Annotated in this window: 15 protein-coding genes; 13 read left to right on the top strand and 2 right to left on the bottom strand. The window is 43.3% G+C overall.

Annotated features, from left to right (window positions below; genetic code table 11):
• Positions 1-41: 41 nt before the first annotated feature.
• The 11 genes from panB (at position 42) to E2491_RS00180 (ending at position 10,183) form a co-directional block, all read left to right on the top strand.
• Positions 42-881, top strand: a complete 840-nt coding sequence (gene panB / locus E2491_RS00130; RefSeq protein WP_134371364.1) for a 3-methyl-2-oxobutanoate hydroxymethyltransferase — start codon at positions 42-44, stop codon at positions 879-881.
• Entirely contained in the window at positions 878-1,741 is an 864-nt protein-coding gene (gene panC, locus E2491_RS00135) for a pantoate--beta-alanine ligase (protein ID WP_134371365.1), read from the top strand. Before panB ends, panC begins: the two co-directional genes overlap by 4 nt.
• Positions 1,726-2,112, top strand: coding sequence for an aspartate 1-decarboxylase (panD, locus tag E2491_RS00140; RefSeq protein WP_134371366.1), 387 nt, complete (start codon positions 1,726-1,728; stop codon positions 2,110-2,112). The genes panC and panD overlap by 16 nt, the downstream gene beginning before the upstream one ends.
• Before the next feature lie 30 nt (positions 2,113-2,142).
• Positions 2,143-4,914: an ATP-dependent DNA helicase DinG gene (gene dinG, locus E2491_RS00145; RefSeq protein ID WP_166805740.1), complete on the top strand. Its 2,772-nt coding sequence runs from the start codon at positions 2,143-2,145 to the stop codon at positions 4,912-4,914.
• Between the two features lie 61 nt (positions 4,915-4,975).
• On the top strand, positions 4,976-5,146 hold the full coding sequence (locus tag E2491_RS00150) for a YpmA family protein (RefSeq protein WP_134372238.1): 171 nt from the start codon (positions 4,976-4,978) through the stop codon (positions 5,144-5,146).
• Between the two features lie 10 nt (positions 5,147-5,156).
• A complete protein-coding gene (locus tag E2491_RS00155) occupies positions 5,157-5,630 on the top strand; it encodes a cell wall elongation regulator TseB-like domain-containing protein (RefSeq protein ID WP_134371368.1) in 474 nt (157 codons plus the stop codon).
• A 17-nt stretch (positions 5,631-5,647) separates the two neighbouring features.
• Positions 5,648-6,841 (top strand): pyridoxal phosphate-dependent aminotransferase, encoded by a 1,194-nt coding sequence (locus E2491_RS00160; RefSeq protein ID WP_134371369.1) that lies wholly within the window; start codon positions 5,648-5,650, stop codon positions 6,839-6,841.
• A gap of 98 nt (positions 6,842-6,939) precedes the next feature.
• Positions 6,940-8,232 carry an asparagine--tRNA ligase gene (gene asnS, locus E2491_RS00165; protein ID WP_134371370.1) on the top strand — a complete coding sequence of 431 codons (1,293 nt, stop codon included), beginning with the start codon at positions 6,940-6,942 and terminating at the stop codon, positions 8,230-8,232.
• 155 nt (positions 8,233-8,387) lie between these two features.
• A complete protein-coding gene (locus tag E2491_RS00170) occupies positions 8,388-9,017 on the top strand; it encodes a DnaD domain-containing protein (RefSeq protein ID WP_134372240.1) in 630 nt (209 codons plus the stop codon).
• A 21-nt stretch (positions 9,018-9,038) separates the two neighbouring features.
• A complete protein-coding gene (gene nth, locus E2491_RS00175) occupies positions 9,039-9,695 on the top strand; it encodes an endonuclease III (protein ID WP_134371371.1) in 657 nt (218 codons plus the stop codon).
• A complete protein-coding gene (locus E2491_RS00180; protein WP_134371372.1) occupies positions 9,692-10,183 on the top strand; it encodes a YpoC family protein in 492 nt (163 codons plus the stop codon). The genes nth and E2491_RS00180 overlap by 4 nt, the downstream gene beginning before the upstream one ends.
• 19 nt (positions 10,184-10,202) lie before the next feature.
• Here E2491_RS00180 and E2491_RS00185 read toward each other — a convergent pair whose 3' ends face one another.
• Positions 10,203-12,923, bottom strand: a complete 2,721-nt coding sequence (locus E2491_RS00185) for a penicillin-binding protein 1A (protein WP_134371373.1) — start codon at positions 12,921-12,923, stop codon at positions 10,203-10,205.
• Between the two features lie 15 nt (positions 12,924-12,938).
• Positions 12,939-13,559 carry a Holliday junction resolvase RecU gene (gene recU / locus E2491_RS00190; protein ID WP_134371374.1) on the bottom strand — a complete coding sequence of 207 codons (621 nt, stop codon included), beginning with the start codon at positions 13,557-13,559 and terminating at the stop codon, positions 12,939-12,941.
• Positions 13,560-13,713: 154 nt separating this feature from the next.
• Here recU and E2491_RS00195 point away from each other — a divergent pair, with 154 nt between their 5' ends.
• Entirely contained in the window at positions 13,714-14,091 is a 378-nt protein-coding gene (locus E2491_RS00195; RefSeq protein ID WP_134371375.1) for a DUF1798 family protein, read from the top strand.
• 28 nt (positions 14,092-14,119) lie between these two features.
• Positions 14,120-14,365: a hypothetical protein gene (locus E2491_RS00200; protein WP_134371376.1), complete on the top strand. Its 246-nt coding sequence runs from the start codon at positions 14,120-14,122 to the stop codon at positions 14,363-14,365.
• Positions 14,366-14,410: the final 45 nt, after the last annotated feature.

Consider the following 14,410-nt stretch of genomic DNA (forward strand, 5'->3'; position numbering starts at 1 on the left):
TGTTCATTTTGCACCCCTCTGAATGTTAAGGAGGAGAAACGGTGAACAGTACGACTGATTTTTTAAAAATGAAGCAGAATAATGAAAAGATCTCAATGGTAACAGCCTATGATTTTCCCGCGGCAAAAGCGGCTGAGGCTGCCGGAATCGACATGATTCTGGTCGGGGATTCATTGGGCATGGTTGTTCTCGGTTATGATTCAACCGTTCCCGTTACGATAGAAGACATGATTCATCATACAAAAGCGGTGAAACGCGGTGCACCGGATACATTTATTGTGGTGGATATGCCATTTATGACTTACCACCTATCAAAAGAAGAAACGCTCAAAGCCGGAGCAAGGCTTCTTCAGGAAACAGGAGCCCATGCGGTAAAAGTTGAAGGTGCTAAAGGTGTTGTACCAATGATTGAGGCATTGACTGATGCAGGAATCCCTGTGATGGCACACCTTGGATTAACCCCTCAGAGTGCCGGAGTACTTGGCGGCTTTAAGGTTCAGGCAAAAACAGCAGAACAGGGAAGACAGCTGATTAAAGATGCTGTTGACTGTCAAAATGCCGGAGCCTTTTCAGTTGTCCTGGAGTGTATCCCCCAGCAGATTACGGAGCAGGTTTCAAAAGAACTGCAGGTGCCGACAATCGGCATCGGTGCAGGTGTTCAGTCAGATGGTCAGGTCCTTGTTTTCCATGACCTCGTCGGTTACGGAGATCACAGGCTCCCTAAATTCGTTAAAAAATACGGAGATGTGTATCCTCAGATTGTAGATGCGTTACGTCACTATCATGAGGATGTAAAACAGGAGGCATTTCCTTCAGCCGATCATTCCTTTAACCTGAACGAAGAGCAGCGGATCGCCCTGTATGGAGGAAATGGAAAGTGAAAATCATTCGATCAGCAGACGACATGCAACAGCTCTCACGTTCAATAAAGAGCGAAGGGAAAACAATCGGCTTCGTTCCGACAATGGGTTTTCTTCATGAAGGTCACTTGCAATTAGTGCAAAAGTCCGTTTTGTCATGTGACGTGACAGTGATGAGTATTTTCGTGAACCCGCTTCAGTTCGGACCGGGTGAAGACTTTGAACGATACCCAAGGGATTTCAAACGCGACTCAGAACTCGCAGAAAAACATGGTGTTGATTACTTGTTTTATCCTGAGGTAGAAGAACTGTACCCGGGGGAATTATCGGTGCAGCTTAAAGCAGCAACACGCGTTAATGTCCTGTGCGGTGCATCCCGGCCGGGTCACTTTGACGGGGTAGTCACGGTCCTTACGATTCTCTTTAACCTTGTAATGCCGGATAAAAGCTTTTTCGGACAAAAGGATGCCCAGCAGGTAGCCGTCGTTCAGGGGCTTGTATCAAGCTTTCGGATCCCGGTGGACATTGTACCGGTTGAAACGGTAAGAGAATCAGACGGACTTGCAAAAAGTTCACGTAACGTTTATTTATCAGCGCATGAAAGAAACGAAGCGCCGATTATTTATAAAGCGCTCACTAAAGCGAAAACAGCGTATCTCGAGCATGGCATAGACGAAGCTTTACAAATGATCAACAATGAAATCAGCAAAACATCAGGTTTGATTGATTATGCGGAAATCTGGTCTTATCCGGATCTGCAGCAGCCGGTGGAAAAGACCGGTCAGATCATCATTGCAGCAGCTGTAAAGTTTGAGAGAGCACGGTTGATTGATAACATCATATTTACAGTAGAGGAGGAGTCATCATGTTTCGGACAATGATGAGCGGGAAAATCCACAGAGCGCGTGTTACAGAGGCGAATCTAAACTATGTTGGCAGCATTACGATCGATGAGGATATTCTGGATGCTGTTGGCATGTATCCTAATGAAAAAGTTCAAATCGTCAATAATAATAATGGTGCAAGATTTGAAACGTATATTATTAAAGGTGAAAGAGGCAGCGGTGTCATGTGTGTAAATGGTGCTGCAGCAAGACTCGTTCAGGAAGGAGACGTCATTATCGTCATCTCTTATATGATGATTCAGGACGAGGCGGCAAAGCTTCATAAACCGAAAGTCGCCATTATGAATGAGAAAAACGAAATTACTGAAATGATCGATTACGAGCCTCAGGCAACCGTAATGAATTAAGTTGACGTTATGAAAAAGGCTGTGAAGGTGATGGAATCAAAAAAAATAGCGGTGGTTGATATCGAAACGACCGGCAATTCGGTTAAAAAAGGAGACCGCATTATCCAGATTGCAATCGTCCTGATTGAAAATAATCAGATAGTGGAAACCTGGTCATCCTTCGTCAATCCGATGCAGCCTGTTCCGGTGTTTATCACGGAGCTGACGGGGATTACAAATCAGGATGTTACAACAGCTCCTTCATTTGAACAAATTGCTCCCGAGGTTTTATCAAAACTGGAGGGAGCTGTTTTTGTTGCCCATAATATTCATTTCGATCTCCCGTTTTTAAATGGGGAACTGCATCTTGCAGGATTTAACAGCTGGTCGGGTCTCGTACTGGATACTGTTGAGCTTTCAAGAGTGCTGTTACCTACCGTCGGGAGTTTTAAGCTGACGGACCTAACAGCTGATTTCGAGCTGGATCATGACCGGCCCCATCAGGCTGACAGCGACGCTCTTGCTACCGCACAGCTGTTTTTATCTCTGGTATCAAAAGCTTTTACAATGCCACTAGTCACACTGGAGCGGCTGGCAAAGGAGTCCGTTTATTTAAAAAGTGACATACAAGTGTTGTTTAATCACCTGATTACCGCGAAAAAACAAAAGCTTGAGGATCTGCCCGGGCATTTGGAAGTGTACAGAGGGATTGCGATCCGAAAAAAAGTCAGACCAGACCGCAAAACGGATCAATACGGTCCACTTGATGCGGAGTCTTTCCTGAAACAGCTGCTTCCAGGGTATGTAAAACGCGATGCCCAATTAAAGATGATTCATCATATTCTCCATTCATTTGAGCAAAAAAAGCATGCTGTCATAGAGGCAGGAACAGGGATCGGAAAGACGCACGGTCTGTTAATTCCTGCGGTGATAAAAGCCAGAGAGGGTCACAAAACAGTGATCACGACCCATACGCTTCATCAGCAGGCACAGATGCAGGACAATGCAATCAGAGACATTCAGCATTTACTGGACGGATCTGTTCGATTTGCTGTGTTAAAAGGCAAGAGCAACTATATACATATGATGAAATATGATCAGTCATTGCAGGAAGATGATTCTCAATATGACATCGTCCTGACCAAAATGCAGATTCTGACATGGCTCACTGAGACCGAAACCGGAGACGGGGATGAATTAAACCTGACCGGGGGAGGTTTACTGTTTTGGAACCGCATTTCCCATAATGGCTGGTTTTTGAACCGGGAGGAAGACCCTTGGGAAAAATATGATTATTTCGCCTGGTCTGTGTCTCTTGCAAAAGAGGCAGATGTGATCATTACGAATCATTCTCTGCTTGCATCTGACCAGTTGAAGGATCAGAAGCTGCTGCCTGACTATCACTACCTGATGATTGATGAGGCTCATCATCTGGAGGAAGTCAGCAGAAAGCAATGGGGTGTTCAGCTGGACTTCATGAAAATTAAATTTGCGATCGGCCAGCTGTCACCATCATCCGGAGACAGCATTTACACGAGATTGCAGGCAGCGGCAAGAAAGGCAGGCGTGTCAATTGCAAAAGCCGAAGTGGAATTTGACAGGCTGAATGAGGAAGCAGATGCTTCCTTTCATCAGCTTGGGACCTGGTTTAAGGCAAACGTTAAGCGTAAGCCGGGCGTCCAGAAGCATATGCTTGCGCTTGATCCGGATGTAAAAGAATCCAGGGATTGGCTGAAGATAGCATATGCTTTTGAACGCTTTCTCGCCGAAATGAAGAATTGGAGAAACACGCTTGAGACGATGCTCGACCAACTGCGTAAGAACCGTTCGAAATTAACCGATAAACATAAGGCGGATGTTGAAGAAGCCTATGCGTTTTTACAGGAATGGCATGAGATGATAGAGATGATCCGCAATTTGTTTATCCGCTCGTCAGATCACCTTGTGATTTGGGCAGAAGGGGATATGCGATCCATTCCAGGCAGCCTGACCATGTCAGCGCGGGAAATTGACATCAGCAGGAAAATAAAATCCGCCTTTTTCAAAGACGAAATACCTGCTGCAGCAGTCAGTGCGACGATAACAGTCAATAACAGCTTTCAGTATTTTATGCATGCAACCGGACTGACGCATTCTTCTGCTGACTGTTTAACGCTTACTTCACCTTTTGATTACCAGAAACAGGTCAGACTGATGGTTCCGGGGGATTTACCTGATATCAAAGCGGTTTCCCCTGAGGAATACGTTGAATGGATTACGAGTCATCTTTCTGTTATTGCTGAAGCAACAGCCGGCAGAATGCTCGTGTTATTCACATCTCATGAAATGCTGCGAAACACTTATGAACTCATAAAAGAAAGTAATCTGATGGAGGACTTTGTTCTGATCGCACAGGGGATCACAGCAGGCAGCAGGGCAAAGCTTTCAAAAAACTTTCAGAAATTTGACAAGGCAGTCCTCTTTGGTACTTCGAGCTTCTGGGAAGGACTCGATATTCCGGGGGAAAACCTGTCGTGTCTAATTATGGTCAGATTGCCGTTTTCTCCACCTGATGAGCCGTTAATTCGTACACAATGGGAAATTGCAAAGGCAAATAACAGAAATCCATTTAACGAGATATCTCTTCCGAAGGCTGTATTGCGATTCCGGCAGGGGTTTGGACGATTAATCAGGCACGAACAGGACCGGGGTGTTTTTATCGTTTTTGATAGAAGGATCACCACGGCTTCCTATGGGCGTGCATTTACAGACTCCATTCCTGCAATAAAGGTTGAGGAACGGAATCTGGATTCAATCATTGATGAAATTGAACATTGGCTGTAAACACATGCTTGAAACCTGTTATACTGTATGAGTGAATATGAAAGTGGAAAGTAGTGAAATTATGGGTGAAAAAATTGAAGTAATGTCAACAGTCACTGTTCAGCACACGCCCGATCTTTACAAAATTGTAGACGCCCTGAACAGAACCTTAAAGCACCAGGATCTAATGTTTGGGCTTGCGCTTGACAGAGAAGACAACAAAAAAGCCGTATTTACGATTTACCGGACATAGGTGAGAGCGCATGAAAAAATGGATGATCATTTTAGGTTCATGTCTCACTGTTATCCTTGCCAGTCTGGTCATTGTTTTTTTCGTGGCGAGACAACCTCTTTCCGATCAGCTCAATCGTGCTGAAGAAATCGCAAGTTCCGAGTTTGGCGTGACTGTGGAGGAAAGCTATCATTTTAACGGAAGTGAAGTATACTCCATTGTAAAAGGAACTGATCCGGAGGGAGAACAGCTGCTTGTTTTTATTCCGGAAAACGATGAGCTTGAAATCGAAACGAGACAGCTGAATGAGGGAATCGAAGAGGATGAGGTTCTATCCATGCTGAATGCTGAAGATGAACCTGCAAAAATCTTATCTTCCAAAATCGGATTTGAATCCGTTGGCCCTGTCTGGGAAATTGTCTACAAAGATCAGGAAGATACGCTGAACTATTATTATGTTAAATTTGACGATGGAGAATGGTGGAGAACCATTCGTAATTTATAAGGAGTTGAACCGCTTTGATGAATGAGTTTTTAGCTGACAGAGTAAAAGTGTTAACACCTTCGACGACCCTTGCCATTACAGCAAAAGCAAAAGAGTTGCGTGCTGAAGGAAAAGACGTCATCGGTCTTGGTGCCGGGGAGCCGGATTTCAATACCCCTGATCACATCATTGAAGCGGCTTACGAATCAATGAAAGCAGGTCAGACAAAATATACACCTGCCGCAGGAACTGCCGAATTGAAAAAAGCGATTATTGATAAGTTCCAAAAAGATCAGCACTTAAGCTATGAGCCTGCTGAAATCTTTGTAGGCAGCGGTGCAAAACATGTACTGTATAACCTGTTTCAGGCAGTGCTGAATGAGGGGGATGAAGTGCTGATCCCTACGCCTTACTGGGTCAGCTATCCTGAACAGGTAAAGCTTGCAGGAGGCAATCCTGTATTTGTTGAAGGATTGGAAGAGAATGATTATAAAGTAACGGCAGATCAGATTAAAGCTGCTGTCACTGACAGAACAAAAGCTGTCATCATTAATTCCCCGAGCAATCCAACCGGAATGGTATACACAAAACAGGAGCTTGAGGACATTGGCAAAGCCTGTGTCGAGCTTAACCTGCTGATTGTGTCTGATGAAATTTATGAAAAGCTTTTATACGGCGGGACGAAGCATTTTTCTATCGCTGAGCTGCTGCCTGAACTTAAAAATCAAACAATCCTTGTAAATGGTGTATCAAAATCTCATTCGATGACAGGGTGGAGAATCGGGTATGCAGCGGGAGACAAAGCCATTATTAAAGCGATGACTAATCTTGCGAGCCATTCAACTTCAAACCCTACGACAACGGCGCAGTTCGGTGCACTTGCTGCTTATACAGGTACACAGGAGCCTGTAGAAATCATGCGTCAGTCGTTTGAAACAAGACTTGAAAAAGTGTTTGAACAGGTAACAGCCATTCCGGGATTCAGATGTAAAAGACCTCAGGGAGCATTCTATTTATTCCCTAATGTCATGGATGCAGCAAAAGCCTGCAGGTTTGAATCTGTAGATGATTTCGCTAAAGATCTTCTAGAAAAAGCAAATGTAGCTGTGATCCCCGGATCAGGATTTGGTGCGCCGGAAAACATCCGTCTTTCCTATGCGACTGATCTGAACTCGTTTGAGGAAGCATTAAAACGCATCAGACAATACGTAGAGGCGAATCAAAAGAATTAACGTGGCAGCACATTGAATCACGCGTAGAACAACTGTATAATACGTAAAGGAAAATAACAGGCGGATTTAACCGTCATAAGTCGTTGGAGGGAAACACTGTGAAGATATCAATTGCTCAGGCAGGAAGCTATGTCGGCCAGGAAGTGAAAATTGGCGCATGGCTTGGAAATAAACGTTCAAGCGGTAAAATCGCATTCTTACAGCTGCGTGATGGCTCCGGATTTATCCAGGGCGTTGTTGTAAAAAGCGATGTTGGAGAAGATATTTTTCAAAAAGCAAAAGGGCTGACTCAGGAATCTTCACTTTATGTAACGGGTGTAGTAAAAGAGGACACAAGATCTCCTTTTGGATATGAGCTTGAAGTCAAGGACGTTGAAGTGATTCATCAGGCTGTTGATTACCCTATTACACCGAAGGAACACGGAACTGAGTTTCTGATGGACCACCGTCATCTATGGCTTCGTTCAAACCGACAGCATGCCGTGATGAAAATCAGAAATGAAATTATCCGCGCTACTTATGAGTTTTTCAACCAGGAAGGCTTCGTAAAAGTGGATCCACCAATCCTTACTGGCAGTGCACCTGAAGGAACATCTGAGCTTTTCCATACGAAATATTTTGATGAGGATGCCTACCTTTCCCAAAGCGGACAGCTTTATATGGAAGCTGCTGCAATGGCGCTTGGTAAAGTGTTCTCGTTCGGGCCTACATTCCGTGCGGAAAAATCAAAAACACGCCGTCACCTGATCGAATTCTGGATGATTGAGCCTGAGATGGCTTTTTATGAATTCGAGGATAACCTGAAGGTTCAGGAAGAATATGTGTCTTTTATCGTTCAATCTGTATTGAAGAACTGTCAGCTTGAACTGACAAGACTCGGTAGGGATACATCTGTCCTTGAAAAAATCAAGGCGCCATTCCCTCGTATTACTTACGATGCAGCGCTTGAATTCCTGCATGAGAAAGGCTTTGACGATATTAAATGGGGTGATGATTTCGGTGCTCCGCATGAGACTGCTATTGCGGAAGCATATGACAAACCGGTATTTATCACACACTATCCGACTAGCCTGAAGCCGTTTTATATGCAGCCTGATGCCGAGCGCGGGGAAGTTGTGCTTTGTGCAGACCTGATTGCACCGGAAGGTTACGGGGAAATCATCGGAGGCTCTGAACGTATTCATGATCTAGATCTTCTCGAACAGAGAATTCAGGAGCATAAGCTTGAGCCTGAGGCTTACAAATGGTATACCGAATTACGCAAATATGGTTCAGTACCACATTCAGGATTCGGTCTTGGTCTTGAGCGGACGGTTGCGTGGATCAGCGGCGTTGAACACGTCAGAGAATCCATTCCATTCCCACGCTTGCTTAACAGACTGTATCCATAATCAGAATCAGTTGAAAAGACCGGATATGCTTAAAAGCAGTTCGGTCTTTTTCAAACCAAAGATACCGGCTTTTTTCAACATAAGGAGGTTACACATTGTCACATCAAATACCCTGGAAAGAATGGATAAGGGCGGGGTATACATCCATTCCGGTCATGCTGCTAGAACATTACCGGAAGCTGCATCTGTCAGAAACAGAATGTATGCTGATTATCCAGATCCATTCTTTTGTGGAAAAGGGTGAGTCTTTTCCTACTCCGGACAAGCTTTCGGAGAGAATGGCACTCACCGAATCTGAATGTCTGAAAATCATTCAAAAACTGATTAAAAAAACCCATCTTAAGATTGAAAAACAGGATATTGACGGAATTCAAACGGAGTCCTATTCACTGGAACCGTTGTGGGAATGTATTTTAATGAAGGTGGCAGAAGATCATTACAGAATCAAAGTAGCGGAAACGATGGAAAATCAGACAGACCTGTATTCCCTTTTTGAACAGGAGTTTGGACGTCCGTTATCACCTCTGGAATGTGAAACGCTTGCGATGTGGATTGATCAGGATGAGCACTCCACCCTTGTCATAAAGGCAGCGTTAAGAGAAGCTGTTATTTCTAATAAACTGAACTTCCGCTATATAGACCGCATATTGTTTGAATGGAAGAAAAAAGGTATTAAATCAGTTGAGGAAATAAGAAAACACAGCGAAAACTTCAGAAAGCCTGCAAAAAAACCCGAAGAATCATCTGAGGGACCTGCCCCGTTTTACAATTGGCTTGAAAATTAAATACAACAAGGGGGGAATCAGATGTTGACCAAAGTTCAAATCAGGGAATGCCTTGATGAAATGGCTGTCATGTTTCCTGATGCACACTGCGAACTGAATCATGATAATGCATTTGAATTAACGATAGCGGTGCTTCTTTCCGCACAATGTACAGATGCGCTCGTAAATAAAGTAACGGCTGATCTTTTTAAGAAATATAAAACACCTGAAGATTATCTGAATGTAACTTTAGAGGAACTCCAGCAGGATATCCGTTCGATTGGCCTTTACCGCAATAAAGCGAAACATATACGAAATCTGTGTGAAAGACTGATCGAGCATTATAACGGTGAAATTCCGAGGGATCATGCTGAATTACAGACACTTCCTGGTGTTGGAAGAAAAACAGCTAATGTCGTCATGTCAGTCGCTTTCGACTGGCCGGCAATTGCTGTTGATACTCATGTGGAGCGGATATCAAAGAGACTTGGTATATGCAGATGGAAGGATTCTGTTCTTGAAGTTGAAAAAAAACTGATGAGAAAAGTGCCAAAAGATGAATGGTCAGTTACGCACCATAGAATGATTTTTTTCGGCCGCTATCACTGTAAAGCACAAAATCCAAATTGCAGTCAGTGTCCGCTCGCTCATTTATGCCGTGAAGGTAAAAAGCGCTTAAAGAAGGTGAGCATGTCATGAGTGAATACTCATTACCTCAGCCTTACAGGCATCCTCTGTTCTATAGCGAAAAAGACCAGACAGCCGTTAGACAATCTGATTTTGAACCATATTTTATAGAGGATATAATTGCCCGGGCTGAAAAGGGGGCACCATGGGAAGAAATTGAAAAGTGGATTCCGGTTATCATCGGGGAATGGGAGCGTCTGGCAGATGAGATGAGACCACTTTTTGAGGATCGACCAAAGGATACGCATGATCCTATGGTAAAAGGGTTATCACTGTTTTTCACGCTTCTTTTCTGGACAAACGAAAAATATGTGAATGTATATGATTGGGAATCTGAACTGGATCATCTCGAAGTTAAAATTGTAAATCCGAAAGAAAGAATTCATTTTGTTTTAAAGAGACCGGCTGTTTATTTTTCTTTTATTCAGCTGGATGAGATGATGACTGAGATGCATAAGATGGCGGCTAAAAAAGTTGCCATGAAAAAAAAGAGCCGCTAGGGCTCTTTTTTTGTGGACTTTATTGTCCGCTTTCTTCTTCTGAAGTACTGTCGGAAGTGCCGTCACCTTCAGGGTTTTCTTCAGGCGGTGTTTCAGTGTTTTCATCCGCTGATCCATCTCCGGACTCTCCGTCTTCTGAACCACCGTCACCTGATTCACCACCATTGCCATTACCGTTGCCATTGCCATTTCCGTTTCCGTTTCCATTTCCGTTATTATTACCATTACCGTTGTTTCCGTTACCTTGACCTTCACCATTTTCACCGTTGTTCTCATCATTTTCCTGCTCATCTTCTTCATTTTGAGAGTCGGTGATTTCAATGTTGACGCTTGCTGATTCACTTCGTTCGTCACCTGCGATAGCAGTAACAGTAAAGGTATAGGCTGATCCGGCCTGTGCCTGTTCAACGTTTAAGCCATTCTGCTCAGTTACGGCAAGCTCCTGAGGTTCACCACCATCAACACTTACCGTCACTTCGAATTCTACATTGCGGTCATCATTCTCTTCCTGCTGATGATCCCATGTCAGCTGAATATTTCCATTTTCCTCGTTGTATTCAGCCTGCAGATTTGAAGGAGCAGCTAGATCATCTATAACGAATTCTTCAGATACAGTAGTTGGTTCTGTTCCTCTTACAAACAGTTCAGTTGATTTCTGATTATCCGGTGTGAATTCACTAGCCAGCTGAACAGGAGAGGTGCCTTTTTCGATTTCAACCTCAACAACACTTTCAGGACGTTCGAAGTCCGGCGTTTCAACACCCTCATGAACAGCTGCCATAATGTCTCTGAATAAATATTGAGAAACGTAACGGTCCTGAGGTGTTAAATAGTTTTCTGTATTTTTGTTCTGGTCATATCCAAGCCACACCGCAGCTGTATATTGCGTTGAATAACCTGCAAACCATGAATCCGGTGCACCGTTATTCGGAATTCCGTTTGCTGCTCTAATATCGGCAGGGTAGTTAGTCGTTCCTGACTTCCCGGCAAGAGGCAGGCCATTTACCTGTGCAAGCTCACCTGTTGAACCAGGTTCAAGAACATCCTTCATCATGTCTGTCATCATATAAGCCGTTGAATCTTTCATCACTACTTCATTTTCAGGTTCAGTGTCAATTGAAGATCCATCTCTGAATTCAATGGAAGTGATTGAATAAGGTTCATTGTATACCCCTTTATTACCAAAGGAAGCATAGGCAGCAGCCATATCAATCGTATTGACTTCCGGGGAGCCTCCAATTGCAGCACTTTCACATAATACATCGCCACAACCATAGTTATTAGGGTCAAAATCCCACATCTGCTGAAGAAACTCAGTACCCTGCTCCTGACCAACTTCTAAATACGCTTTAATCGCAGTAATATTTCTTGAATCTGCTAAAGCATCACGCATCGTCATAGGTCCTTTAAACTGACCATCATAGTTTCCAGGTTCAAATCCATCTGAAAAAGTATAAGGTTCATCTACAATTGTTTGCGCCGTTGACCAGTCCAGGAAGTCAATAGCAGGTGCATAGTCTAAAAGTGGTTTAATCGCTGAACCAGGCTGGGACGTCTGATCTTTTGCGAAATTGTAACCGCGGTCGACCTCTTCACCATATCCGCGGCCGCCACCAATTGCACGAATGGCACCACTTTGTGTATCTAATAATGTCACGCCGGCCTGTGCTCTTGACCCATTCATATCAGCCGGGAATTGTATACTACCATCATTTAATGCACTTTCGACTGATTCCTGGGCTTTCGGATCAAGGGTTGTATAAATTTTCAGTCCATCTTCATATGGATTTACATCTTCAAGCTTTTCAATTTCATCTAAAACAATATCAACGAACGCATCATATTTGGATTCTTCTGCTGATAGCTGGCCTCTTGCATTCTCCAAACCTTCACCGCGTTCTACGATGCCGTCCATGATATCCGTTTCAATTGCCTGATTCATGGTTTCTTCATCAATTTTGCCATGATTGTTCATTTGTCTTAACACAATATCCCGGCGTTCTTTAGCAAGCTCAGGATTTTCATAAGGATTATAAGCATTTGGACGCTGAGGTAACCCTGCCAGAAGGGCTGCCTGGTGAACTTCAAGTTCATTCAGGTCCACGCCGTAATAATATTGTGACGCCGTTCTAATGCCGTAAATGCCATCAGAATAATAGATTTTATTCACATACATTTCGAAAATTTGTTCTTTGTCATATTCCTGCTCGAGCTGGTAAGCGAGCCATGCTTCCTGGGCTTTACGCTCAAGTGATTTTTCAGGGGTTAAAACAGACTGTTTAATGACCTGCTGAGTTAACGTACTCGCACCCTCTGCACCAAAGCCTTCGCGGAGGTTTGCCAGCACAGCACCCATAAGTCGGAAAAAGTCTACACCCTGGTGCTCGTAAAATCGGTTATCTTCTATTGCCAGCACTGCATTTTCAACGGTTGCCGGAATTTCATCATAGGTGACCATATCCCGGTTTTCAGCTCCAATGCGGGCGAATACATCACCATTTACATCGGCAATCTCCGTTGTGATCGGATCAATAAAATCCTCTTCATTCAGTTCAGGTGCCTGGGATGCATAGTAAGCAAATAACCCGCCTCCGAATAATAGCCCGGCAAGCCCCAGAACGATGACGGAAATGAAGATCCGTTTGAAGATCGAGCCTTTAGATTTCTTTTTCTTTCCTTTTTTCTTTACCGAAGACTTTTGGGCATTTCTTTTTTCTTCCCTTGATTTATAGTCAGCCATTTCTTTTCCTCACTTTCAGTCCTGCTCATCATTTGATTTGATCAAATGATCTATAATTTTAAGGTAATCAATTCGCGGATGCAAGCCCAGTGGTATCGCGTAGGAGGTTTCTTCCACTTCTTCCTTCGTCATGGATTTTCTGCCGCCTTTTTGCATGCGATTCCAATAAAAACTCAAATGTTCAAAAGGCATTAAAAAAATATCTTCAGTGGAAGAAAATCTGATAATGACAAAGGCGATCCCTTTCTGTTTTGTTACCTGCTCCATATGGTCAAGCTGATGTTGATGAAAATTCTGAAGAGGGAAGGAGGTTTTGTTTCTCGTTTCCTTTGCTTCAAAATCGATATAGTATCCTTTATAAACACCGTTATAGTCGGTAGTAGAAGCCTGTTTGAAATACGCTTCTTTAATTACTGCGGCACTTCTTTTAGGATAATCGACTGTTACGATCTGCACAGGTACAGGCTTTTTATGAATGACAGCCTGTCCGCTTGCTACATAGTAATCGTTTGTTTCATTTAAATCCTCTTCGAGTGTCATCCCGCGCTTGCCGTGCGAATAAGATTTTTCCTTGCCTGATATTTTCTTTTCTGCTGGTTTTTTAAACGGTTTTCCGTTCGGATAATGGAATTCCATACATACACCTCACCTGAACATCATACCACATGCACGTAAGGTACAAACCATGTTACATAAACCCCTTATAGAATCCGACGTTAAAAAGGTGAAATAGTTACAACTTTTATGGCTTCTGTTAAAATAGCGTAAGCCCTAAAAAGAGGTGAAAGTGATGAAAACGAATGAAATTCTTGAATTAACAAATCAATTGGCCGAGATCCTTGAGCAGGCCGATGAAGAGTACAATAAAAGAAGAGAAACAAAAGAAAAAGGGGACTTTCATGATGAGGTAAAGCCTTTTGCAGACCGGGCTCATGCATTGATCTCGGAATGGAAAGAAAAGACGTCCGCTCAGCTAATAAAAAACCCGCAAAAGAACATCCATCATAATCAGATTTTTGCCACGGCTGATAATTTGGAGCTTGTAACGGTGCAATGTTTTTTTCCGGAAACGAGCTATAAAAGATTCAAAAGTTATGTGCAGTCCAGCAGGTATGTACTTGGGCAGGTTGAAATGGCTTTATCCCGACACACCGGCAGTGGTGAATGAATATTGTATGGAAAAAGGGGAGAAATATATGTTCCGTATGCGACAGACGCACACTTTGCCCATTTGTCCATATTGTAAGAAACCGATTATGACTTATTATTCTGATCATGCAGTCCAACAGACCATTGGGTTAGATCCGACTCAGCAGCAGACAGAAGAAAACGCTGTAAAAAAAGTAGACTTTAATAATATTATGTCAACCTGTAATCAGGTCATGAGCACGGTCAGTCAGATGAACCAATTCATCCGTGCCTTTACGGGATCATTTAAATAGCGGGAATTGATTACAGGAATATATGTTCGGTATAATGGTATGGAA

The organism is Jeotgalibacillus sp. R-1-5s-1 (assembly GCF_004405105.1).
Taxonomy (GTDB): domain Bacteria; phylum Bacillota; class Bacilli; order Bacillales; family Jeotgalibacillaceae; genus Jeotgalibacillus.